The 24,375-nt window shown below is 55.7% G+C and carries 21 protein-coding genes and 4 pseudogenes; 15 read left to right on the forward strand and 10 right to left on the reverse strand.

The features are described 5' to 3' along the window. Positions 1-27: 27 nt before the first annotated feature. The 3 genes and pseudogenes from N2A41_RS19485 to N2A41_RS33435 form a co-directional block, all read left to right on the forward strand. On the forward strand, positions 28-513 hold the full coding sequence (locus tag N2A41_RS19485) for a MaoC family dehydratase (RefSeq protein WP_011654219.1): 486 nt from the start codon (positions 28-30) through the stop codon (positions 511-513). Between the two features lie 167 nt (positions 514-680). Then, positions 681-2,129, forward strand: a complete 1,449-nt coding sequence (locus N2A41_RS19490; protein WP_131604692.1) for an efflux transporter outer membrane subunit — start codon at positions 681-683, stop codon at positions 2,127-2,129. Positions 2,130-2,334: 205 nt separating this feature from the next. After that, positions 2,335-2,693, forward strand: a pseudogene (locus tag N2A41_RS33435) (IS110 family transposase); the annotation flags it as partial. Positions 2,694-2,785: 92 nt separating this feature from the next. Here the strand turns inward: N2A41_RS33435 and N2A41_RS19500 are convergent. The 5 genes and pseudogenes from N2A41_RS19500 to N2A41_RS19520 form a co-directional block, all read right to left on the reverse strand. Continuing rightward, positions 2,786-3,182 (reverse strand): annotated as a pseudogene (locus N2A41_RS19500) (ATP-binding protein); the annotation flags it as partial. Further along, positions 3,103-3,447, reverse strand: coding sequence for a Mu transposase domain-containing protein (locus N2A41_RS33440; RefSeq protein ID WP_371316936.1), 345 nt, complete (start codon positions 3,445-3,447; stop codon positions 3,103-3,105). The gene N2A41_RS33440 and the pseudogene N2A41_RS19500, both read right to left, overlap by 80 nt. A gap of 146 nt (positions 3,448-3,593) precedes the next feature. Beyond that, on the reverse strand, positions 3,594-3,755 hold the full coding sequence (locus N2A41_RS19510) for a hypothetical protein (RefSeq protein ID WP_020048089.1): 162 nt from the start codon (positions 3,753-3,755) through the stop codon (positions 3,594-3,596). 50 nt (positions 3,756-3,805) lie between these two features. Continuing rightward, positions 3,806-4,660, reverse strand: coding sequence for a calcium-binding protein (locus tag N2A41_RS19515; RefSeq protein ID WP_011654216.1), 855 nt, complete (start codon positions 4,658-4,660; stop codon positions 3,806-3,808). 286 nt (positions 4,661-4,946) lie between these two features. Continuing rightward, positions 4,947-5,138: pseudogene (locus N2A41_RS19520) on the reverse strand (SfnB family sulfur acquisition oxidoreductase); the annotation flags it as partial. A 914-nt stretch (positions 5,139-6,052) separates the two neighbouring features. Between N2A41_RS19520 and N2A41_RS19525 the strand changes: the two are divergent. Beyond that, positions 6,053-6,703, forward strand: coding sequence for an outer membrane protein (locus N2A41_RS19525; protein ID WP_131664061.1), 651 nt, complete (start codon positions 6,053-6,055; stop codon positions 6,701-6,703). Here N2A41_RS19525 and N2A41_RS19530 read toward each other — a convergent pair. After that, positions 6,700-6,842, reverse strand: a pseudogene (locus N2A41_RS19530) (IS6 family transposase); the annotation flags it as partial. The gene N2A41_RS19525 and the pseudogene N2A41_RS19530 sit on opposite strands and share 4 nt — an antisense overlap. Positions 6,843-7,200: 358 nt before the next feature. Between N2A41_RS19530 and N2A41_RS19535 the strand changes: the two are divergent. Then, the gene (locus N2A41_RS19535) at positions 7,201-7,944 is read left to right on the forward strand and encodes a helix-turn-helix transcriptional regulator (RefSeq protein ID WP_131711124.1); all 744 of its coding nucleotides are present in this window, start codon (positions 7,201-7,203) and stop codon (positions 7,942-7,944) included. A gap of 218 nt (positions 7,945-8,162) precedes the next feature. Here the strand turns inward: N2A41_RS19535 and N2A41_RS19540 are convergent, their stop codons facing one another. The 3 genes from N2A41_RS19540 to N2A41_RS19550 form a co-directional block, all read right to left on the reverse strand. Beyond that, positions 8,163-8,612 (reverse strand): protein rhiC, encoded by a 450-nt coding sequence (locus N2A41_RS19540; protein ID WP_164011327.1) that lies wholly within the window; start codon positions 8,610-8,612, stop codon positions 8,163-8,165. An 89-nt stretch (positions 8,613-8,701) separates the two neighbouring features. After that, positions 8,702-9,361, reverse strand: coding sequence for a phage tail protein (locus N2A41_RS19545; RefSeq protein ID WP_260109506.1), 660 nt, complete (start codon positions 9,359-9,361; stop codon positions 8,702-8,704). 49 nt (positions 9,362-9,410) lie between these two features. After that, the gene (locus N2A41_RS19550; protein WP_003551764.1) at positions 9,411-10,106 is read right to left on the reverse strand and encodes a protein RhiA; all 696 of its coding nucleotides are present in this window, start codon (positions 10,104-10,106) and stop codon (positions 9,411-9,413) included. Positions 10,107-10,672: 566 nt separating this feature from the next. On the opposite strand from N2A41_RS19550, the gene N2A41_RS19555 reads away from it, so the two are divergent. The 10 genes from N2A41_RS19555 to rpoN all read left to right on the forward strand — a co-directional run bounded on the left by N2A41_RS19555 (position 10,673) and on the right by rpoN (position 23,566). After that, the gene (locus tag N2A41_RS19555) at positions 10,673-11,227 is read left to right on the forward strand and encodes an acyl-homoserine-lactone synthase (RefSeq protein ID WP_003551763.1); all 555 of its coding nucleotides are present in this window, start codon (positions 10,673-10,675) and stop codon (positions 11,225-11,227) included. 348 nt (positions 11,228-11,575) lie between these two features. Continuing rightward, a complete protein-coding gene (locus tag N2A41_RS19560) occupies positions 11,576-11,734 on the forward strand; it encodes a hypothetical protein (protein WP_003551761.1) in 159 nt (52 codons plus the stop codon). Positions 11,735-11,807: 73 nt separating this feature from the next. Next, positions 11,808-13,406 carry an asparagine synthase-related protein gene (locus N2A41_RS19565; RefSeq protein ID WP_131711122.1) on the forward strand — a complete coding sequence of 533 codons (1,599 nt, stop codon included), beginning with the start codon at positions 11,808-11,810 and terminating at the stop codon, positions 13,404-13,406. A gap of 589 nt (positions 13,407-13,995) precedes the next feature. After that, a complete protein-coding gene (gene nifH, locus N2A41_RS19570; protein WP_011654205.1) occupies positions 13,996-14,889 on the forward strand; it encodes a nitrogenase iron protein in 894 nt (297 codons plus the stop codon). A 102-nt stretch (positions 14,890-14,991) separates the two neighbouring features. After that, entirely contained in the window at positions 14,992-16,497 is a 1,506-nt protein-coding gene (gene nifD / locus N2A41_RS19575) for a nitrogenase molybdenum-iron protein alpha chain (RefSeq protein ID WP_131604698.1), read from the forward strand. 91 nt (positions 16,498-16,588) lie between these two features. Further along, a complete protein-coding gene (nifK, locus tag N2A41_RS19580) occupies positions 16,589-18,130 on the forward strand; it encodes a nitrogenase molybdenum-iron protein subunit beta (protein ID WP_131711121.1) in 1,542 nt (513 codons plus the stop codon). Between the two features lie 53 nt (positions 18,131-18,183). After that, on the forward strand, positions 18,184-19,605 hold the full coding sequence (nifE, locus tag N2A41_RS19585; RefSeq protein ID WP_131711120.1) for a nitrogenase iron-molybdenum cofactor biosynthesis protein NifE: 1,422 nt from the start codon (positions 18,184-18,186) through the stop codon (positions 19,603-19,605). A 53-nt stretch (positions 19,606-19,658) separates the two neighbouring features. Further along, a complete protein-coding gene (nifN, locus tag N2A41_RS19590; protein ID WP_131604700.1) occupies positions 19,659-21,005 on the forward strand; it encodes a nitrogenase iron-molybdenum cofactor biosynthesis protein NifN in 1,347 nt (448 codons plus the stop codon). 342 nt (positions 21,006-21,347) lie between these two features. Beyond that, positions 21,348-21,671: a ferredoxin III, nif-specific gene (fdxB, locus tag N2A41_RS19595; RefSeq protein WP_131586688.1), complete on the forward strand. Its 324-nt coding sequence runs from the start codon at positions 21,348-21,350 to the stop codon at positions 21,669-21,671. 335 nt (positions 21,672-22,006) lie between these two features. Continuing rightward, entirely contained in the window at positions 22,007-23,566 is a 1,560-nt protein-coding gene (rpoN, locus tag N2A41_RS19600) for an RNA polymerase factor sigma-54 (protein WP_260111075.1), read from the forward strand. A 235-nt stretch (positions 23,567-23,801) separates the two neighbouring features. Here rpoN and N2A41_RS19605 read toward each other — a convergent pair whose 3' ends face one another. Further along, positions 23,802-24,350 (reverse strand): hypothetical protein, encoded by a 549-nt coding sequence (locus N2A41_RS19605; protein WP_131711117.1) that lies wholly within the window; start codon positions 24,348-24,350, stop codon positions 23,802-23,804. Between the last annotated feature and the right edge of the window lie 25 nt (positions 24,351-24,375).

Below are 24,375 nucleotides of genomic sequence, written 5' to 3' on the forward strand. Positions count from 1 at the left end.
GATCAGACATCAAAAAAGTGAGGTCGTATGCACGAACTTTCGCTCGCCGACGTGCCGTCGCGAATTGGCCAGGAGCTCGGTAAATCCGAATGGATCACCGTCGATCAAACTACAATCGATCTCTTTGCCGATGCGACACACGATCATCAATTCATCCACGTGCACCCGGAACGCGCGGCAGTCGAAAGCCCGTTTGGTGGCACTATCGCTCACGGCTTCCTGACACTCTCGCTTCTGTCGGCGATGAACTTCAGCGGCATGCCAAAGATCCGCGAGCAGACCATGGGCCTTAACTACGGCTTAGACCGGGTGCGTTTCATGTCACCAGTTAAGACCGGCAGCCGTGTGCGCGGTCGCTTCGTTCTCTCTGAATGTCAATTTCGCGGCGCAAGCATGCTGGTGACTACCTACGAGGTTACGGTGGAGATCGAGAACGAGAACCGACCGGCACTCACTGCTAATTGGATCACTATCATTCAGTTTGATCCGAACGACAGGCCTAAAGGGATTTGACGCCAGCTCGCGCCAGCGGGTGTCGACTTGTTGTTTTGGCTGCACGCGATTTCGTAGTGTCACGCCGGAATTCTCGATCTGCTGCGTCGGCAATTGCGCGCTGGCATCATCCTTCGGGCAGGCGAAACGGGTTTGAGTTGAATTTCGCTGTAATGGAGGCTGATTGATTGCATTCGTTCCGTCTGGCCGCTGCGGTGTTGCCGCTACTTTTGTCATCTTGCATGCTCGGGCCCGACCATGCACCGCCGGAAACGCCTTTGCCGGAGAAGTTTTCCGAGGGTGCAAAACAGAGCGCCGGCGATGTTGCGGTGTCGGCGTGGTGGGATTCGTTTTCAGATCGTACGCTCAACCAGTACGTTGCCTCCGGCCTGGATGAGAACCTCAGTGTTCAGCAGGCGCTCGAAAGGGTTAATGCCGCCGCCGCGGACGTCACCATCGCTGGCGCCGGGGGCCTTCCCAAGGCATCACACACGACAAGCGGCGAGATCGGCAAAGGGGGAGATGTCACGAGCACACAGAATATCTCCAGCGTGCAACTATCGTTGACCTGGCTGCTGGACGTATTCGGTCAGTACCGGCGCAGCACTGAAAGCGCACTGGCTTCTCTTGATTCTGCGCATGCGGCTGTCGACGCCGCAAAGCTAGCTCTAATCAAAGATCTTGTTTCCTCCTACATCGACGCCCGGTACTACCAGCAGCGCGTCTCGATTTCCCGAGCGAACCTGAAGTCCCGCCAGGAGACCTACGATTTCACGAATTTTCAAGTCGAAGCGGGAGCGGCTTCCCGGCTGGATGTCTTGCAAGCCGAAGGACTTGTCCGATCGACGATTGCCGAAATACCAAGGCTAGAACTGAATTTTCGCGTGTCGGCGCATCACATTGCGGCCCTCCTCGCTTTGCCGTCGGAAACAGTGATCAAGCAACTGCAGAAAAGTGAAGGGCAGCCGGTCTATCGCGGAAAGATCAATGCCGGCATTCCCGCCGATCTTATTCGCAATCGATTCGATATTCGCCAGGCTGAACGGGATCTCGCCGCCGCGACTGCACAGATCGGCGTGGCGGAAGCACAGCTTTACCCCGCGATAACGCTCTCCGGCTCGATCACCCCTTCCTATATCAAGCAGCGCGGCCGTCACGGGGGTATCTTGAAATGGTCCTTCGGGCCGAGCCTTGACCTCCCAATTCTGGACGGCGGCCGTTTGCGGGCAAACGTGGAGACTTCTAAATCGGACGCCGCAGCAGCCTACATAAGCTGGAAATTAACCGTCCTGACAGCTGTGCAGGAAGTCGAGGACGCTTTGACAGCCGTCCGACGCGACGTTCACACAGAGAACTCACGTCGCAGGCAAGTAGAAACGATCGAAGAAGCACTGAAGCTTTCGACGGCCTCGTACACGGATGGCGCCTCTTCTCTCCTCGATGTTCTCGAAGCGCAAAGGCAGGTGTCCAGCGCTCAGGCGAGCCTCGCTGCGGCGATCCAGCAACTGGCCAAGGATCACGTGCGGTTGAATGTAGCAATCCGCGGTGGTTTTGCGGCTCCCAAAGTCGCGTCACCCAGGGAGGCCTCGACGGTTGCAGCCGCAAATGCAAACATCCAATCCGCACATTCGCAATAGCCGAGCGCTGGATGCGGGATGGTTTAACCTGATCAAGTCATTAGCGCGCCAGCGCCTGAGTTGTATTGGCGCCGGCCGGGAGGTCGTCCAATCGCGGCACATGCCCTTCACCACCTCCCGCTTACGAGCAGGGCTTAGAGCTAATGGGATGGTCCGCCCTGTCTCCCGAGAGCATAACGGAGGTGGGCAAAGGAGGGCTGAAATTATGGATCGCAACCAACTGCGCCAATGCGCCGTCTTCGGCATCGATATCGGAAAGAACCTCTTCCACGTGGTCGGCCTGGATAGTTCCGGCGCGAGACGCTACTGCAGTTCTTCGAACGAGCGAACAGAACGCTTGTCGGAATGGAATCCCGTCCGGGTTCCCAATGGCTTGCGCCAAGTTGCAGACGATGGGGCATTCCGTCCGCATCATCCCGGCGCAGTGAAGTCTACGCAAAATCGAACAAGAATGACATCATCGATGCTGCGGCGATCGCAGAAGCTGCAAGGCGACCGACGATGCGCTTCGTTGGCATTAAGCAAGCCGATCAGGTCGATCTTCAGATGTTGCATTGGGTGCGTATTCCGATGAAACCGGCCACCGATTCCGATTTGAAGCCGGCTATTTTTCGGGCTGATCCTGGGTCTGTTTGATGTTTGGATCGGGTTTTGTGTCAGGTCAAGCTTTGCTGTGTTTCAAGCGCCATCGGTGAACGCTGTTTGCGCATACTTTCGCCAATGAGATCGATGCCTCGGCGTTGTGAACGAGGCGATCCAGTATCGCATCGGCGGCGTTGGGTTTGAAATAATTTCCCACCAGCGATCCAGGGGCACCTGGCTTGTGACGATCGTCGAGCGACGCTCGTAGCGGTCTTCGATGATCTCGAGAAGATCGCGGCGCTGTTCATCGTTGAGTTTTTCCGGTCCCTAGTCATCGAGGATCAGCAGGTCGGTCTTGGCGATAGATTTGGGGATTCTGCCGTATCGCCCGTCACCCCTTGCAAGCGCGAGCGTGGCGAACAGCCGGGGAACGCGGTGGTATGCAACGGAGAAATCCTCGCGGCATGCTTTGACCGATGGATGCGGCCCAGCGCCGAAAGCGATCTGGTGTCCACTCAGCGTATCGCCGGTGGGAACTGGGCATGTGATCTGGGTCGGTTCCATGACGACAGCCGCCATAGCGGCGCTGATGGACGGCGATGCGCTTGCCGCGGTAAAAGATCTCGATGGTGCGCGCCGTTGCTCTAAGATCGACCTGCTGGCGAATGAGGGCATGAGGGACGGAATAGAAGAAGCTTTTGAACTCGACGTGATAATCGGTCGAGACACGGAGCAGACGCCATTCGGCGAATTCGTAGTTTCACCCGGGAGGCTAGCGAGCGCAGCACGTTCGACACGTTCAAATACTTGCCGCCGGGTAAACACCCAATCGACGCATGAGGTGATCGTTGATGCGATCAAGTGCCAATAGCGGCATTGGCCTCAGCCAGCGAGAAGAAAGTCAGCTTGCGCAACCGCCCCAGGATGCAGGTGGCGCATGGCGGCGTCGTCATCGGCGACGAGAACTTGTTTCAATGGCGTACCTTTACTGGTGCAGTCGATCAATAAAATCACGTCGTTTCTATTTTCAGTTCCCTGCGCCATGTTGGAAAAGAGAAGCGCCCCAAGGGTGGAACGCTCCTCGGATCATCGAATTAAATGAAGCCGAAATTTTCCGCCGTAAGCGAGGTAAGATCCGACATGTCGTGCAGATTGTCGACATGAGCGAAGGCATGCGCGTGGTTCGCAGAATCGACATAGGCTAGTGTCGCACCGTGAGTTTCGCCATCTTGACCGAGAGTTTTTTGATCATGGAAGACAATGATGTCACCGCGGGCTTCGTGATCAATAGCAGTCGCGGCGGCAGCGGCAGACGCAAAGCCTCGATCAGTGATTACCACGACGTGCTCGCCGTGCGCGCCTTCGGCCGCGCCGTTGTAGAAGGTGTCCACAAATTCGCCCGGAAAGCCCTTGGAATGATTGATGAAATTTGCATCAAACAGATTCCGGTCACCACCGAAATCTGCGGCGTCCAGGACAAAGCGGTCCTGCTTCGTGTCGAAATCCATCACACTCGTATAGCAGTGCGTTGTTCCAACCATAGGGTCGTGGAACCGAAACACGAAGGCGTCGCCGTCGTCGCCGCCAGTCAGAACATCTGCGCCGTCACCAGCCACAAGTATATCGCTGCCAGGGCCGGCGTAGAGCACGTCATCGCCCTCGCCGCTATGCGGTATTACGCGGTGAGGGTCGGTGACGTATAAGGGGTAGGAGGCGTCGCTGTACAAGAGATCGTCACCACCGTCGGCATGGATTACGTCTGAGCCTTTCCCGGCCCAGACAATGTCATGGCCCGGACCGGCCGTGATGCTGTCTTGGCCGTCACCAGCTTTGATCCGATCATCGCCGTTGCCGGCATCAATCCAGTCGTTCTTCTTGCCGCCATCGATTATGTCGTTTTCAGGGGATCCTTTGATAAAACTGCCGTTATCACTGCCTTTGATATTCATCGCATATACTCCTTATTAGGCAACGGGCGCCGCCTGTGCCCCTTATCTTTTCCAAGAGCGAATTAGTGAAATCCATTGTTTTGATATGACCTATTTGAATGACGGATGCGAAAATGTTTATCTCGGCCGCACGGCACGCCCTTCGTAGTTGGCCGGCAGATATGAAAACGACTGGGGGCTATGACGATCGGCGGCCGTTGACGAAGGCCACAACTTCTTCCCTCGTATACGCTGAAGACAAATCTGCAGAGCACCTGATCTCAGGGTGCTTTGCAGATCGAAAACCTCAGCTCCAGGCGTGGAGCGGTGGCTTCTCGCCGTTCAGGAAATACTTACCCAAAATGGCGTACTTCCGGCGGACGGGTCGTGCAGAGTATGGGTGCGGGCGTTGCGCCAGTGGCGATCAAGCCCGTGCTCTGCAAGGGTCGAGCGCGTTGAGTATCTTCGCTTCGGCGGTAACGATCTGGGCTTCCGCAACGGCTCAGGAAGAACAAATTGCGATGCTGATCACCAGCAGGAACAGCGCCGAGATACTGGTCTCGACGACGCCGTCAATGTTCTGAATATCCTCAAGCCGACCCGACGCTTCCCTATGACACGCTTCTCCACCAACGGTGAGCCCAACACGGCGGGGTGGGAGTCGGACGGGCGGCTTACCCATTACTCGCGAGTTGCCCAGACGGCTGAACCGGCCTCGGGATCGGGCATCGCACCGCAGAGTCGGCAGCCGCTCGGCCCCACCCATTGGCTGACCGACGATCATATCACTGCGGATTACAGGCTCCTGGACCAGGAGTGGCAGGGACGCTCTGCGGATCTGGCCGCCCGGACGAGCGTCGTGAATTCTGTCGTGGCATAAGCTCAGCTACAGTCGCGCTTTCGTTGTGCGAGCCTAAATTTGTTGGCGCGGCAAATGCTTGTGCCACCAGCTGGAAAATAAATTAATATATTTGAAAATATATGACGTATAAGTTTGCTTTAAATGGCGAAGTATCAATCCATTACCGATTTTTGATATAACATAAACGAATATACGACTAAATATATCCTCTGCATCTCTTGTCTTAAATCAGGTAATTGTAGAGAGTCTGCTTATGAAAGCAGGTATGACAATGCTGAAATATTCAACAAGGGCTGTCGCAGGGAGGAACGTCGGGGGCTATGGTCCAGGAGGAAGGCTCCAGCACAGCAGGGACAACGCCTCCTATGTCCCGAAGAGCGTCGGGTCGACTCAAGACCCAACGGACGCGAGGCGAAACTTGATCCAGTCGAGCGATTTGGCTTTTCTCATGGAAGCTCATGATGCCCTCTCCGCGAGTAAGGCGTGGTTTGCAGACCCTTGCGCGTCCAGCCCAGCACCGGATGTTAGTTTCGTTCGTTATCGAGTTACATATGTCGCTAATTAAAAGAAAAATCTTCTCCGTGGGCGTCTCGATGCTAATGGCATGCGGCGCGTCGGCGGCCGATCTAGCTGACCACAGCGTTCCGAGCGCCCCCTCTTATGACGCACCGGGAACCTTCTCGTGGGCCGGGGCTTACGCCGGTCTTCATGGAGGTGTCGCGGCCTCCAAATTCAACCCGTTCAACAATGGTCGCGCCCCAGCGGTGGGCGCTCAGGTAGGTTACAATTTCCAGGCTGGATCGGGCGTTTTCGGCGCAGAACTGGAAGGCTCTTACTTGAACAACGAAGTACGTGTGCCCGGCGGCAACGTGGAAAGCCGCTTCCGAGGTGCCGCGAAAGCGAAGGCTGGCTTGGGCTTTGATCGCACTTTCGTCTACGGCACCGCGGGCGTCACAACGACCGAGTTCGAGGGCCACCGCCTCGTATCCGGATCGGACAAATGGAAATCCGGGCCGGATAGCTGGAAACAGGGCTACCTCTTTGGTGGCGGCGTCGAGCACGCGTTTTCGGGCGGCGTGTCGGCAAAGATCGAGTACAACTACGTCATTAACAACGCCGTCCCGACCACGAGTGGAGGCATCAGCTCAAGGTCCGACCTCAACGATAATGTAATTGAGGCGGGCCTAAACTTTCGCTTCTGACGAATTCGCCTGAAGCCTTGAGCAAAACCCAAATACAAGGCAACCGCCCGCACGATCAGCCATGCCTCGAACAATTCCGGCGCTTGAAACCATCCATCGATTGCCGCTTCAGCTTTTCGGCAATAGCATTCAGAATCATCGGCTCGCTCCACAACTTTCGGAACGGCAATCATCTTCCCATGTCAACATACCGTTGAGCGCCAAAATTTGCGACAGGCCCTGCTTTGAAGTTCTCAGTCGTCTGCCGTACGGTTCCGAGTGAATGCGAAGCTATGGCGATCGGGCTGACGCACTCGGTTAAAATTGACGGCTCGAATTGTTTTTCAGACGAGCGGCGCCAAACGGTTTGCCGAGGACGATCCCGCCTGAAGATGCGCTTTTTGGTTGTATGCATCAAGGGTATATAATATGGTTTTCAGAGTTTAGCTGCCCACGGAACTGGACACTCACTGCTTAGATGTGAGGAAGTTAATCTTGCACCGAACCGGGAGGTTGTCGTGAAGGAAGAATCCTCAGCGGTCTCGAATCTGGTGTTCGATTTCCTGTCAGAGTCAGCCAGCGCAAAGAGCAAAGACGATGTGTTACTCTTATTTGGAAAAATTTCGCAGTATTTCGGGTTTAGTTATTTCGCGATATCCGGCATCCCCTCGCCTATTGAGCGAATTGATTCCTATTTCGTTTTGGGCAATTGGTCAGTCGGGTGGTTTGATCGTTATCGTGAAAACAATTATGTCCACGCCGACCCCATAGTGCATCTTAGCAAGACATGCGATCACGCATTTGTTTGGTCGGAAGCTCTGCGAGATCAAAAACTCGATCGGCAGAGCCGTCGTGTCATGGATGAGGCACGCGAATTCAAGTTGATTGACGGCTTCAGCGTTCCTTTACACACTGCCGCTGGGTTTCAATCGATTGTCAGTTTTGGAGCGGAAAAGGTAGAGCTCTCAACCTGCGACCGAAGCGCGCTCTATCTGATGGCGGCTTACGCGCACAGCTTGCTCCGCGCCCAAATTGCGAATGATGCCAGTCGAAAAATTCAGGCCTTACCCATGATCACAACGCGAGAGCGCGAAATCATCCATTGGTGTGCCGCAGGCAAAACAGCAATAGAGATCGCAACGATTCTCGGACGATCCCATCGAACCATTCAAAATGTCATTTTGAACATCCAGCGAAAGCTCAATGTGGTTAATACACCTCAGATGATTGCCGAAAGCTTTCGTCTCAGAATCATTCGCTGAAGCATATGGAGTTTTCGGCCACTTCAAAGATCGGGCCTGTTGGATCACGACAGCCATCATGATCAGATAGTAGCCCCGTTGAAATGCAGAGCTAAATCTGCGTCTGAATTGATAGACAGGCGCAACACAGTTTTCGGTAGGTCGAGCAGGCAGCATCGATTGGGGGGCTGCGAGGACGTGCTTTGAATTTGTTTCCCCAGAAGTCGTCCAATGACCGCCTACCGCCAGACGGCCCCCCCGAATTGACCAGTCGCGTCTTTTGGGGTGATCCCCGACAGATCGCAGTGGTTGGCATTTTCTGGTCGGGCAGCTTGGATCAGCCGCGCACTTTTAACCGGCGCATTTATCATGCAATACGCGTTAAAGCGTGCGGGTAGCCCTGGCGTTGTATTCGCCTGGTTGCCATTTGGCCTGCAGTTGACGCTTGCCCCCTCCAAACGCCCCGATGGATCCACGGGCTCACCGCTGAAGTCGCATGTTTTCCCGGTTGACGTTCCCGGATTTCCAACCGGACCGGCAAGCGTGACGCCGCGGATCACGACGCCAGTTTCTACGGGCTTCGCTGCGACCTTGCCTTTTTGATGCTCCTCAGCCGCGGCCGCCTGCGCGAAGGTGACCGTCAGAGCGAAAGCAGCTAGGCATCCGAAAGCTCTCAAAGTAGCATTCATTAAAACTTCTCCTCTTTTGCCGGCCGGCAAGATGTCGCTTCCGGACCGATGTCTCTGAATCGAATGAAAGGACCTGCGCCCCTTTCAAGTTACCGAAACTTGATCAGGTAGTTCACGGCCACGTTCTTGGGACGCCTCTCAAGAGCGGTGCGTGCCGGACTTTCCGGCGAGCCTGTCGATTTGCTTGAAATGGAAGTTCCCGCGGCACTGCCCTGTTGCGAAATTCCCGACGGCGTCGTTATCTCATAGGGATGCGAATGAATTTGCAGAGCATCGCATTGGAGTGATCCAACAACATTTGCAACATTGTTGCCAGTTGGATCCAGCCGTCGTTTCGCGTCGGGGTCCATACCGGCACCGGCATCGAAACCGCGCAGGAACAGTCCACGGTAGTCTGGAATCCGAAATTCCAGATCGGCCGTAGAATTCCGCTCTCCATAGAGTCCACCGAGAACGGCGTAGAGTTCTGGATAGGCGGCTGCCTTGAGATAGCGCCCATCGCAAAGTATCCATCCTTGGGCTTCGACGTAGCTGATAGGAGCTTCCGCATTTGTACCCGCAGCCACGCCAGAGCTTGCGCAGGGTGTGTTGCTCCAGATCGTATTGACCGAGCTCGAGATAGGGGCAACTTGCCCCGCAAAGGGACAAATCGCACCGATTGGAGGCCCTGCAAACATCGTTGGTTCCTCGGGCAATATTGATGTGTGAGGAAAGGAGTGCCAATTATCAGCAACAACAGGCACTCCCATGTATTAGTTCCGCCCTGACGGGCGGAGCTGAAGCCAATTCACCCTGCCATCAAGCCGGGTTGACGTCCCAGGTGTTGTCCTCTTGGAGCACGCCTACGAGATTGAAGACGGCAGAGGGAAACTTGGCTTCCCTGGTCTGGGTGATCGTGTCGATGCTGAGCACCGACCCGATAGTGACATTCGTTCCCGCCGCAATCCAATAGCTCGGAGTTGGCGTGAACGTGTGGAGCAGATTGGTGCCCGCTTGTGCAACATAAGTCCCTGTTCCGGACATGCCGATGCCCACGGAGAACCGGTTGTTTGGCACATTGCCAGCATCGTTGATGACCAGTGATCCTGCAGGATCCCCCTTGATCGGCGCGGTCAGGCCAGGTCCATCGCTTAATGAAAAAGTAGTGGTGTTTCTCCCGCTGGGGCTGCAGTCCTCCACCCCGGAGGCAAAAAAGTCCACGCCAGGAATCAGTTGTCCCGTGTCGCTCCAGACGAAATTATAGGCGAGCTCCCAAGTGAACTTGATTTGATTGCCAACCCGAATTTGATACGGAGAGCAGAACCACGCCAAGGAGAAGACATTGGCAACAGGTTGAGGCATCTTTTGATAGACATAGAAGGTCCAAGGTTGCGCCGATTGATTCTTCAGCAATAACGAATATTGCGTTCCTTGGGCAAGCGCTGCGCTTCCCGGCTGTGATGCACGGGCATGATCCGTCATTTCCTTGTCTACGTAGCTGACATGCAAGGACATTTAACTCTCCCTTTCCATTGATTTTCTGTCTTCACGCCAGGACTGATCCAATCGCTTGGACCGCTTCTTGGCCCAGCTCCAACTGAGGCGAGTGTTATTGGAGACACCAATTCAGCTATAATCATTTCCGGGTGACGTAAATGAGTAGATTTACTCCCTGACAGACCACGATTAACCCATAGGCATGCCCCCGAAACCCGGGACGGTAAGAGCGGCCGAAGTCTATTTGGTCGGTAGCAGATAAGCACCGGCCGAGATGGCTTTCTAACGTGATCCCATCAACGAAAAGTGGCCTGAGAGGCGGCTTGATCGAGCCCCTGGCGTCTTTGACGCACACCGTATGCTCTGCAAATTTACTCTAGCGGTACGAGATGATGGCATTCTTAAGCCCGTTTTGGCGATCTTTCCGTTACCGCCATTTCCCATGCCGCGCGGGATTGTCTGATTTCAAACTATGGTAGCGCGACGAACGACCTGATCATCCGCGACCTGGCGCAGAGATGAGTATTTCTACTCATTTTGAGGGACAGTAAGATCGTGCATAGTGATCCGGGGGTCAGCGAGCGATGATCAAGATTTGCATTGGGCACTCTCGGGCTAACGCCGTAATCATGGAGAAAATCTGGCGATTTCGACACCAGCAATTTGTGGAACGACGTGGGTGGGAGGCGTTACGCAAGAGTGACAGACGGGAAATAGATCAGTTTGATCACGATTGCGCTATTCATTTTAGCGTTCTCAAGAACGATGCGGTGATCGGGTATTCTCGGCTCCTTCCTACTGTGCAGCCACATCTTCTATCAACCGTCTACCCGCAAATCATGCGAGGTCAAAAGTGGCCAAGGTCGCACGACGTTTTCGAATGGACGCGGTGGGCGATTGCAAGCGGTGACGAAAAGATTGACGGGATTCCAATATCGCGTGTTCTGATGATCGGGTTGATGGAGTTTTGCCGTGCTGCCGGCATCACCTCGCTCATCGGCGAAACGCACCCAAAGCTGATAAACTCGTTGCGCACCAATGGGTGGCGAACACACATCCTCTCAGAGCCTAGCATTTTCGAAAAAGAATTAGTCGTGCCGCTCGAAGTCATCCCATCGTCCTCTCCGCAGACGTTTTAGGCAATTAGCTAGCATAGGGAATTCCGCTCGATGTTTGAACCTTACGGCTCAGGAAGTTTTGGTCACCAATTCGCCGCCAGTCCGGCTCATAAGCGAGCACGAGTCCCCGCCTCGATTTCTGTTGTACAAGCGGCGCCACATCGCAATCAGACCCGCTTCTTTACCGGGCGATTGTCGTACGCTCAATGCTTAGGTCAGAGAGCCAACCGCGTAGCCGCCCGGATCGATTGCAGCCAAATAATTTCGCAGTCCATGCCGCCCTAGAACGGCATGCGACAGTGTACCTCAGTCAATCGCGTCATTGGCCCCTTAGGGGGACGGCGAGGAAAACCAAAGGAGAGTCATAACATGGAAACGATAACTACCCGCAAGCCAATTGATCCAATCGGCAGCGAGTTGAGCGTCTTTGCCAAGACGCCGCGCGTCGGATCGACCCCTTCGACTACAGAAATTGCTGCCATGATCAAGGGGGGCAAGCCAGGCGACATGGACAAACTGGACGTTTAAGTTTCGTCCGTGTGACCGTCGCCAAGGCGGCGGTCACTGCCCCTTTAGATTTTCATCAAATAAGCGATCACTCATGTTCAAGGGAACGATTGACCGAGGTCATCTCGAGTGCGTGGCTGAGCCCCCGATGTACTCGCTGCCCTACCCCAACATCTCTATCAAGATCCTAGACCATCCTTTGCTCGAGAGCTTCCGGTGGGACACCACTGATCAAATCGTCCTGATCTGCCGCGAGCGTTCCGCCGAAGCGAATGGGCAGGTTGTGGCACTCAGGGATTGGCCGATAGAACGAGCGCATGATTTCTGTGCTTTTGGGCGATGGCCATTGGACTATCAGACAATTTCGATCAATCGCCATTCCGGCACGGTGACCTTCAGCGCCGGACATGGGGGTGTTGCGCCACTTTATATTAAGGTCAGCGGCGAGCGCATTGATCTCTCCTGGTCGATAGCGGACTTTTATTCGGGCATGACTCTCGCCGACGTCGACACGGACCGAGCTGGCCTGCGTCTTGTGGGGACGCTCCCCTATGCAACAACCACGATGTTTCGCGGTGTTTTCATGCTGACGGAGCGCGCGTCACTTTGCATCGACAGGATGGGAGCCGTGGAGACGAAATATCCCCCTCCGGCACCGTATTTCATTCCGACCCCACTTGTGGATGGGGCCGATGTTGCCGCCGCAGCATGCCATTTGATCGACACCCTGCTGCGTCGCTGGCCGCTCACGCCCGCTCTCACGGCTAGCGAATTCAGCGGAGGATTGGATTCGGCGGTCGTTGCCGCCATTTTGGCGGGGCAGCATCCTGACGCCCTGCAAACCTATGCCTTGGAGGTCGAGGGACCAGCTCGTAGTCAACAGACTTCGCGGCGCGAAATAGCAATCGAGCACTTCGGCTTTCGCGACCAAACGCTGCGTGTTGACACGATACCAATGGTTCCGTGTGGGTTCGAAGTGAGTAGCGACTACGTCCCCGCTCCCTACAATGCCGATCTGCAGCGGCCTCTCCATCAACTATTGAAGTCGCTCGCAACTGCCTCAGCCCCGCGGGCGGTCGCAACCGGTACAGGCGGTGATGAGTTGCTAATGGCCCATGCTTTCGAGCAAAATCACGAGCAGTTCGCTCGTAATGTTAGCGATGCATTCCTTCCTGCGATCTTTCCCTCCGCCATGACGCTGGTGCTCAAAAACCAATTGCCCGACTATGCAGCAAGCTGCGATCGGGCACCCTTTCCTATTCTGCCGATCTCGGTACTGGAGGCACACGCCGCGCGGGCTCCTTTGTTTGCGAGCCATGGCATATGGCCAATTAGCCCATTCGCCCAGCCAGAAGCCGTACGATTTTATCGGAGTTTGCCTTTGGCCTGGAGGCACGAAAAGGCGCTGCATCGCCGGATGTTGGAACGGCTTGGATATCCAAAACGGTTCTTCGGAGTTTCTATAAGAGAAAATTTCGAACACTATCTGACCGGCTCGCTGACTATCGGTGCTAGCGAGATCACTAGTCAATTATCCCGTCGTTGCCTGCTGCATGAACTGGGACTGATCGATGCTGACCGCCTGATCGCCACAATAGACGACATCCGATACGATTCTCCGCTTGGCGAGCTCGGCTTTATCTTCCACGCAATTAACGTTGAACACATGCTTCGGCGAATTGACGGAACTTGAAGGAGATCACCCGCTAACGCAGCGGGGACCTCAACACGCCTGCAATTGGTAACCCGTGCATCGCCGCGGAACGAGGCCGATGGGTTCGCTGCCACTTTGAAATGTCGTGTTTCTGGAGCGAGACTTATATGAACATTTGCCATCGCTCGCGCCCAGACGCCGCGTCAATGACGTCTTCCTCGTGAAGTGGATCGCTAGCCGTGGCGTAGTCGAGTGACATGGCGCTTGATCATCGCCGGAAACAGCCCTTTGCCGCAAGTGATCAGAATTCGTTACTGCTGGTCTGGTGATGGGATACAGGCTGTTCGAACAATGGTCCTAGAAGCTACACATGGATAAATGAGACATCCTGTCGGCTGGTCAGATATTCGACATTGTCATCACCTTTGTCGGTTACGTGACAAGCGTTCCTGTTCTCAATCCCGCATCTTTGCGCCCACATAACTGGAATCGCAGTAAATTATTGTTCGTCATCTCTATCGGCCTGCTTGGCACGAATCTTGTGAGCTATTGCGAGGCAGCGGAACGGCCTCCGCATCCACGTTGCGGGATAACCGCATTGCCTCGAACACATGAAGGAACGCCAAACATGGCAGCTCTGCGTCAGATCGCATTCTATGGAAAGGGCGGCATTGGCAAGTCCACTACATCCCAAAACACGCTAGCCGCCCTTGTGGACCATGGGCAGAAGATCCTCATCGTCGGCTGTGACCCTAAGGCCGATTCTACGCGCCTGATCTTGAACTCGAAGGCCCAGGATACGGTTCTTGATCTCGCTGCAACGAGAGGTTCGGTTGAAGATCTTGAACTCGAAGACGTGCTCAAGGTAGGCTATAAAGGTATCAAATGCGTGGAGTCTGGCGGCCCGGAGCCAGGCGTCGGCTGCGCGGGACGTGGCGTTATCACGTCGATCAACTTTCTCGAGGAGAACGGCGCCTACAACGATGTCGACTACGTGTCTTATGACGTGCTCGGTGACGTTGTGTGCGGCGGCTTCGCGATGCCGATCCGTGAAAACAAAGCTCAGGAAATTTATATCGTCATGTCCGGCGAGATGATGGCGCTGTATGCGGCCAACAATATCGCCAGGGGCATCCTGAAATATGCTGCAGGCGGCAGCGTACGCCTGGGCGGCCTCATTTGTAACGAGCGTCAAACCGATCGCGAACTCGACCTCGCCGAAGCGCTGGCTGCCAAACTCAATTCTAAGCTCATCCATTTCGTGCCACGCGACAACATTGTCCAACACGCCGAGCTTAGAAAGATGACGGTGATCCAATATGCGCCGGACTCTCAGCAAGCGGCCGAGTACCGAACACTTGCCCAAAGAATACATGACAATTCTGGCAAAGGCACCATCCCGACCCCCATCACCATGGAAGAGCTTGAGGACATGCTTCTCGATTTCGGGATCATGAAGACCGACGAGCAGATGCTTGCCGAACTTCAAGCCAGGGATGCCAAGTTGAAAGCTGCCCAGTGATCACACTGACACGAGCGCGCAGCGACACGCAAAGCACCCGCCATCCCGTGAGGGAGGTTTCGCCGATGTGGCTTCAGCCGGATTTTCCAAGGGGTTGGGTTAATGACCTTCAAATACGCCAATGACAGTGATTTACATGCGAAGCTTATAGCGGATGTGCTGTCGCAATATCCGGACAAAGCAGCGAAACGCCGAAGTAAACACCTTAGCCTGGCAACGAGCGAAAAGGACGCCGGCGAAGACCCAAACGCGATTAGCGAATGCGAGGTAAAGTCGAATATCAAGTCTGTTCCAGGCGTGATGACGATCCGCGGCTGCGCTTACGCCGGTTCAAAAGGTGTCGTCTGGGGACCAATCAAGGATATGGTTCACATTTCACACGGGCCGGTCGGCTGTGGTCAATACTCCTGGTCGCAACGTCGCAACTATTACGTCGGTCTGACAGGCATCGACACTTTCGTGACGATGCAATTTACCTCCGATTTCCAGGAGAAGGACATCGTTTTCGGCGGTGACAAGAAACTGGAAAATGTCATCGATGAGACCGCTGAACTTTTCCCGCTAAGCAATGGCGTCACCCTGCAATCAGAATGTCCGATCGGCCTGATTGGCGACGATATCGAGGCCGTAGCTCGAAAAAAGGCCAAAGAACACGCGACGACCGTTGTCCCGGTACGCTGCGAAGGCTTCCGTGGCGTGTCGCAATCGCTTGGCCACCACATCGCCAACGACGCAATTCGAGATTGGGTCTTCGACAAGAAAGACATAAAATTCGAGGCAGGTCCCTACGACGTTAATGTCATAGGCGACTATAACATTGGTGGCGATGCATGGGCCTCGCGCATCCTGCTCGAGGAGATCGGATTGCGCGTGGTCGGCAACTGGTCAGGAGATGCAACTCTCGCCGAAGTGGAGCGCGCGCCGAGAGCGGCACTCAACCTCATTCACTGCTATCGGTCGATGAATTATATCTCCAGGCACATGGAGGAAAAGTATGGCATTCCTTGGATGGAGTACAATTTCTTTGGGCACTCCCAAATCGATGCCTCGCTGCGCAACATAGCCAAGCACTTCGGGCCGGAGATCCAAGAAAAAGCTGAAAAGGTCATAGCCAGATACCAACCCCTCGTTTGGGCCGTAATCGACAAATACTGGCAGCGCCTTTCCGGTAAACGGGTGATGCTCTACGTCGGGGGATTGCGTCCTCGTCACGTCGTCACCGCTTATGAAGACCTTGGTATGGAAATCGTAGGAACAGGCTACGAATTCGGTCATGGCGATGACTATCAGCGCACCGGCCATTACGTAAAGGAAGGCACGCTGATCTACGACGATGTGACTGGCTATGAACTAGAGAAATTCGTTGAGGGAATCCGCCCCGATCTCGTCGGGTCCGGCGTTAAAGAAAAATACCCGGTACAGAAAATGGGCATTCCGTTCCGTCAGATGCACTCCTGGGATTATTCTGGCCCGTATCACGGTTATGACGGCTTCTCGATTTTCGCCCGAGACATGGATATGGCCATCAACAATCCCGTTTGGGGTCTTTACGACGCGCCGTGGAAGAATGACCGCGCCTCGGCGGGTGGTAGTAGCATGAGGACCTAATATTCCTCGAATAAAAACGCGGGAGGCCTTACGCGCCGAAGGGCTCTGATCGCCACCATGTCGTCGCAGCCAGACCGAAAGAGGTGACCCTATGCCGCAATCAGCTGAGAAAGCTCTCGACCATGCGCCTTTGTTCTGCGAGCCGGAATATAGGCAAATGTTGGCCGAGAAAAAGCTGAACTTCGAATGCCCACACCCGGATCAGGTCGTGTCAGACCAACGCGAATTCACGAAGACCTGGGAATACCGCGAGAAAAACTTGGCCCGCCAAGCCCTTGTCGTTAATCCAGCCAAAGCCTGCCAGCCACTCGGCGCGGTTTTCGCAGCGGCGGGATTCGAACGAACGATGTCGTTCGTCCATGGCAGCCAAGGTTGCGTTGCCTACTACAGGTCGCACCTATCGCGCCATTTCAAGGAGCCGTCATCGGTGGTCTCGTCATCGATGACAGAAGACGCCGCTGTATTTGGTGGCCTGAAGAATATGGTCGACGGCCTCGCCAACACGTACAAGCTTTATAATCCGAAGATGATCGCGGTATCGACCACATGTATGGCCGAGGTCATCGGAGATGACCTGCATGGTTTTATCGAAAACGCCAAAAGTGAAGGTTCTGTCCCGCGCGATTTCGATGTCCCCTTCGCCCACACACCTGCCTTTGTCGGCAGCCATGTCGATGGCTATGACAGCATGGTAAAAGGTGTGCTGGAGAATTTCTGGAAGGGCACCGCGCGAAATGAAGCCACCGCTACTATCAACATCATTCCTGGATTTGATGGCTTCTGCGTTGGGAACAATCGCGAACTAAAACGCCTGCTTGACCTGATGCAAGTGACTTACATGTTCATCCAGGACGCATCAGATCAGTTCGATACGCCTTCCGATGGCAAATTTCGGATGTATGACGGCGGGACCAGCATCAATGACGTGAAGGCGGCGTTGAATGCGGAGTGGACATTGTCCCTGCAGTATTTCAACACTCGCAAGACGTTAGATTACTGCAGAGACGTTGGACAAGCGGCGACTTCCTTCCACTACCCTCTCGGCGTCGAAGCTACCGACGAACTTCTGATGGTGATATCGGAAATTTCCAGCAGAGAAATTCCCGAGGCGATCCGTCTGGAGCGCGGCCGACTCATCGATGCGATGGCGGACAGTCAAGCTTGGCTATACGGAAAGAAATACGCGATCTACGGCGATCCAGATTTCGTCTATGCGATGGCGCGCTTCATCATGGAGACCGGCGGCGAGCCAACCCACTGCCTGGCCACAAATGGCACCTCAGCTTGGGAGGACGAGATGAAGGAACTCCTCGCATCCTCGCCCTTCGGGAAGAATGCACAGGTTTGGCCAGGCAAAGATCTCTGGGCACTGCGCTCGCTACTGTTCACAGAGCCGGTGGATCTCCTGATCGGAAATTCTTATGGGAAGTATCTCGAACGGGACACCGGTACCCCACTGGTTCGGCTGATGTTTCCAATTTTCGACCGGCACCATCATCATCGATTCCCCCTCATGGGGTACCAAGGCGGACTGCGTCTTCTAACGGCGATCCTCGACAAGATCTTCGACAACCTCGATCGCGAAACAATGCACGCGGGTGTGACAGATTATTCGTATGACCTCACTCGCTAAGAGCGACGGTCGGCCGGGCGGCCTATCTCTCAACCAGATATGAAGGCAGACGAATGTCCTCGCTCAACGCCAAAAACAAAGATGCCTTCCACGCGCTAGCGAGTGAAAGGAGCGGCAGCAAGCTTCCCAAGGCGCGCCGAAGAAATTGCGCGAGGCCAATGGCCCCGGGAACGGCCGTCGGCGGTTGCGCTTTCGACGGCGCCAAGGTCGCACTGCAGCCGATCACCGATGTCGCACATCTGATTCACGGGCCGCTCGCCTGCGAGGGAAATTCCTGGGACAACCGTGGCGCTGCCTCGTCAGGTCCAACACTTTGGCGGACGAGCTTCACGACTGATCTTACGGAAATCGACATTGTAATGGGACACAGCGAACGGAGGCTCTTTAAAGCGATCCGGGAAATCAAGGATGGGTATGCGCCCGCGGCAATTTTTGTCTATTCAACCTGCGTTACAGCGATGATCGGTGACGACATCGACGTTGTTTGCAAGCGAGCGACGGACGAATTTGCTTTACCGGTGGTGCCGGTCAATGCACCAGGTTTTGTCGGATCTAAAAACCTCGGCAACAAGCTAGCGGGCGAGGCGCTGCTCAAGCATGTCATAGGTACGGTTGAGCCCGATGAACCGGGCCTTTGCGACATCAACATACTCGGCGAATTTAACCTCTCGGGTGAGTTCTGGCAGGTGAAGCCACTCTTGCATAGGCTCGGCATCCGCGTCCGCGCCTGTATTCCCGGAGACGCGCGATATCTGCAAGTCGCCTCCGCCCACCGCTCACGCGCGGCGATGACGGTGTGTTCGACAGCGTTCGTTACGTTGGCACGTAAGATGCAGGAACGCTGGGATATTCCGTTTTTCGAGGGCTCCTTCTATGGCATCTCCGGCACCTCGGAGGCGCTCCGGCGGATCGCCGATCTGCTTGTAAAGAAGGGTGCTGACCCCTCGCTTTTGCATCGCACGGAAATCCTTGTAGCGGAAGAAGAGGAAAAGGTGTGGAAGAGGCTGGAAGCGTACCGACCTCGCCTTGAGGGCAAGCGCGTGCTTCTAAATACAGGCGGCGTGAAATCCTGGTCGGTCGTCCATGCCTTGATGGAGATCGGCATGGAGATCGTCGGCACATCAGTCAAGAAATCGACGCTCGAAGATAGGGAGCGAGTGAAACAGACCCTGAAGGAGGAGAACCTCCTGTTCGAGTCGATGTCGCCGCGCGAGCTTTTCTCGCTTCTACTCGAGAGAAAGGCTGACATCATGCTGTCGGGCGGACGCACCCAGTATATAGCGCTAAAGGCAAAACTGCCCTGGCTTGACATCAACCAGGAGCGTCATCACGCTTACGCTGGCTATGAGGGTATCGTGCAACTTGCTCGACAAATTGACCTGGCAATCCACAATCCGGTGTGGCCGCAGGTGCGCGAGCCGGCGCCATGGGAGCCGGCATTGGTCGTTGAAAAGCGAGCGAAAAGGGAAGCGTAAGCGCGTCGAACCAAAACCGCGAGATCACTCGCAAAAAATGTTGAGGTCGTACTATGGCACGCGTCGTATCTCAAACCAAGTCGGCGGCGGTCAACCCCCTGAAGTCGTCTCAGCCGCTTGGTGCTGCCTTCGCCTTTCTGGGCGTCGACGGCGCAATACCTCTGCTCCATGGAAGCCAGGGATGTACGAGCTTCGCGCTCGCACTGCTCGTGAGGCACTTCAATGAAGCGATCCCGCTGCAAACCACGGCGATGAACGAAGCCGCGACAATCGTCGGCGGCGCGGATCGTCTTGAAGAGGCAATTCTCAGCCTCAAAGCCCGCACAAGGCCACGACTGATCGGGATATGCACGACCGCATCGGTAGAGGCCCGCGACGAGGATGTCGTCGTTGACGTCGAAAACATCAAACGCAGGCGGGCGATAGAACTTGTGGGCACCGAAGTGGTAGTCGCCAACACGCCTGACTTTGACGGCGCCATAGAGGAGGGTTGGTCTAAAGCTGTTACCGCCGTGATCGAGGCAACAGCGCGACCTGACAAGCAGTATCGCAATCCGAGGAAGATCGCGATACTGCCTGGCTGGAACTTAACGGTTGCTGACATAGAACATCTGCGCGAAACGGCCGTAAGTTTCGGCCTCGACCCGGTTATTCTGCCCGACGTATCCGGAGCGCTCGACGGCTCCATCCCCGAAGAATGGATGCCGATAACGAATGGCGGCACGAAATTGCAGGAGATCCGCGATCTCGGTGCGACGATGCAGTGTATCGCAATCGGTGAGCATATGCGGCGACCGGCTGAAGCGCTGCAGAGACTGACCGGCGTGCCGTACGTGCTGTTTAGATCGCTGACGGGCCTAGAAAACGTCGATCGCTTTATTCGCGTGCTTGCCGCTATGTCACGCAAACAGACACCGCTCAATGTCCGCCGCAACCGAATGCAGTTGCAGGATGCCATGCTCGACGGACATTCCCATATGGCAGGCAAGAAGATCGCAATCGCTTCGGAGCCCGATCAACTTTTCCAGCTCTCCAACTTTTTTGCTGCCATGGGTGCGGAAATTGCGGCCGCGGTCACCACGACCGGCACTTCGAAGGCGCTCGAGATGGTACCGGCGAAAACCGTTAAAGTCGGCGATCTCAGTGATCTGGAAAGTCTCGCCGCAATGGCCGATCTTATCGTCACGCACTCGCACGGCCGAGAAGCTGCCAGACGTCTCGGCGTTCCGCTGATGCGGGTGGGTTTCCCCATGTTCGACCGCTTCGGCAGCCAGCACAAGCTTACAGTATTATACCGGGGAACCCGCGACGTGATCTTCGACTTCGCGAACATCATTCAGGCTAACCACCCTCCGAACCCCGGCCCAGTTGACTCAACCGATAGGCGGGAATCGCAATAATGAGATCAATTCGTCGCGTCTCGCTCTTCAATGGCGGACTTCATCAACGCGGACGAAACGGCAGGTGGGCACTTCGCGAATTGCCATCGCCACACAAGATATGAAGGGACTGACAGCGCAGTTTGAATCGGTCAGACGATTTGACGCGACATGCGACTCGAGGACCTTCGTGGAAGCCGCTGGGTTCGAAAGTACAAGATCGGAAGACAGAAGCGAAGGTGGAGGACCGCACTGGGTAAAGATTGCGGCGTTAGACAGCTGCCAACTCGCGTTTGTCTGACAATTGGCGGGCCTTCCTCAGCCACTTTGTCAGTGGCAGAACACGATAAATCGGAGGAATCTATGACAAGCTCATCCGTGACTCGCGACGGGTCCCGATGGATGCCGGAATATCTGAATTCGATCAACCCTGCGATGTGCATCGGCTGCGGTCGCTGCTTCAAGGTTTGCTTACGCGAGGTCATGCATCCCCACGGCATCGATGAGGCAGGTGACATGCTCGGTGTTTGCGATGGCGAAGACGACTTTAATGGTGAGCTCAGTCGCGTGATCATGGTCATTGATTATCCCGGCCGATGTATCGGCTGCGGAGCGTGCGCCCGCGTCTGCCCCAAGAACTGCCAGACTCATATCGCCGTCGATCATCGTCCAGTGCACGAATCTTGAATTCCGTTCCGAGCGGTAAAAGGCGCCGGCGACATACAAAGTGCGAGACAATCGCATCGGTCGAACGCGCGGAGAAGGCAGCATGGCAGCTTTGCGTGAAAGTAAATCCGGAAATGCGACGCGAAGCTCTTTCTGGGCATCCAATCTGCTTCGGAGGCAGTGGTTACTGGAAACACCACGTCGAAAACCGACGACCAGAGATAGGAGGCACTGAAGTGTGCATCAAGCCGCGACCTACTTCTCCGAAAGTGAGGTGATTTCTCAGCGTCGCCGAAAGCAACTGTCGCGACTTGAGAAGATCAGGCATGGCCCCGCGAATTAAGTGGAACTTTATCGTGAAACAATCCGCCAATCTTTTCCTGCGCCAGACCCAGTCCCTGGGGATGACACCGCAACTGATGCAATCCATCCAGTTGCTGCAGATGACGCATTTTGAACTCACCCAGTTCATCGCCCAGGAAGTCGAGAAGAACCCGCTGCTCGAATTTCCGTCGAATGACGGCGAGGGGGGCGGCGAACGCGGCGAGGCCGAAGATGGCGAGTATGCTCATCAGCCTGAGGATGCCGGGTCGGATGACGGTTACGACAACCGGACCGAGGCGCTTTCCAGCGACTGGTATGACAATGGCGGCAGCGCCAGCACGAGCCGGCTGAACGATGAACTCGACGCCAATTACACCAATGTCTTTCCTGATGACGGTGCCCCGCAGCGCCTCGATGCGCCGGAGCTCGTCAGCCAGTGGAAATCGATGCCGGGCAGCGGCGAGGGCGCCGATTACGATCTCGATGATTTCGTCGCCGGCCAGGTGTCGCTGCGTGATCATCTCGCCCAGCAGATCCCCTTCGTCCTGCCTGACATGGCCGACCGGCTGATCGCGCAGAATTTCGTCGACCAGCTCGACGACTGCGGTTATCTGCAGGCCGATATCGTCGAGGCGGGCGAGAGGCTGGGCACGAGCCTCGCACAGGCCGAACGGGTGCTCGCCACCCTCCAGAGCCTCGATCCGCCGGGTGTTTTCGCCCGCAGCCTCGCCGAATGCCTGGCGATCCAGCTCAGGCAGAAGGACCGGTATGACCCCGCCATGCAGGCTCTGGTCGAAAACCTCGAACTCCTGGCGCGGCGTGATTTCGCCACGTTGAAGCGGCTCTGCGGCGTCGACGAGGAAGATCTTCTCGACATGCTCGGCGAGATCCGCCAGCTCAATCCCAAGCCCGGCAGCGGTTTCGAGGCGGGTGTTTCCGAAGCGATCATGCCGGATGTGGTCGTCAGAGCCTCCTCTGATGGCGGCTGGCTGGTCGAGCTCAATCCGGATACGCTGCCGCGCGTGCTGGTCAACCAATCCTATTTTTCCCGCGTGACCCGCAATGGAGAGGATCATGCCTTCCTCTCCGATTGCCTGCAGAGCGCCAACTGGCTGACGCGCAGCCTCGACCAGCGGGCAAAAACCATCATGAAGGTGGCAAGTGAAATCGTCCGCCAGCAGGACGCCTTCCTGCTGCATGGCGTCGACTATCTGCGCCCGCTGAACCTGAAAACGGTCGCCGAGGCGATCAAGATGCATGAATCCACCGTCAGCCGCGTCACGTCGAACAAATATATGCTGACGCCGCGCGGCCTCTTCGAACTCAAATATTTCTTCACTGTCTCGATCAGCGCGGTCGCGGGCGGCGACAGTCATTCGGCCGAGGCCGTGCGTCACAAGATCCGTGCGCTGATCCTGCAGGAGAGCCCTGAGGCGGTGCTTTCCGATGACGATATCGTCGACATGCTGAAGAAGGGCGGCGTCGATCTCGCCCGCCGCACGGTTGCGAAATACCGGGAGGCAATGAACATCGCCTCTTCAGTCCAGCGCCGCCGCGAGAAGCGGGCACTCGCCAAGGTCGCGGGCTTCTGAGTCCCTTGCCAAGATCGCGGGAGCTGCTGCTGCCGCAATGCGTCGTTCTCCGTGTTCGGCTACGCAAATGTTCCATACTTTAGAAAAAACCAATGTCTGACCGAGGACGAGGCGCCGCTGAACCGCGATAAAAGCCCCTTTGGGCTTTCCCTCCAAGTGCGTTTGTGGCCAAGCTAGGAAATGCGTTTGACACGCCGCCCATGCCCAAGGTCCGGAGCATGGGTTTATGACAGGTTCAGCGTTCGAAACGTTCCAGCATCCTCTTCAATTGTGCATTTTGCATTTGAAGCTTGCGTGCCAACTGGTACCGGAGAAGCCTGATTTCTTCGTCGAGATTGATTGCATCGCCGAAAGCGGTGGGAGCGGGTGGGACAACGACTGCAATAGTTTCCGGTTTCTTGCCCCGCATGCGCTTTCGCGTTTGACCTTCGCCAACTCGAAAGACTTTTGGTTCTGCATGCGCGGCTGTATCGGCCTCATTGGACAAAGCCGGGTCAGCCGCTTCCACGGGCCTGGCGCTTTCGACATCTGCGGTATCGTCAACAATGCTTACCGCTTCCTCGGCATGATGCGGGTCCACTGACACCGCCTCGCGTTCTTCGTGAATGAAGGGCTTTTCGTTGGCCGCACGATCCACGGCGCTCAACCGATTGTCGGCCGGCGCTTCAGTCAGCTCGGCGATGGATGATACGTCCGGCTTCACATCATCGGTCGAGCCGCGTTCTTGCTTCTGCTGGCGTCGCCGTGACACCAGCCCAGCAAGAAGTTTCCATGGAGACGCCATTTTATTCGACCTCGAATTCTACTGC

This window comes from Rhizobium sp. SRDI969, from assembly GCF_025152725.1.
Taxonomy (GTDB): domain Bacteria; phylum Pseudomonadota; class Alphaproteobacteria; order Rhizobiales; family Rhizobiaceae; genus Rhizobium; species Rhizobium leguminosarum_I.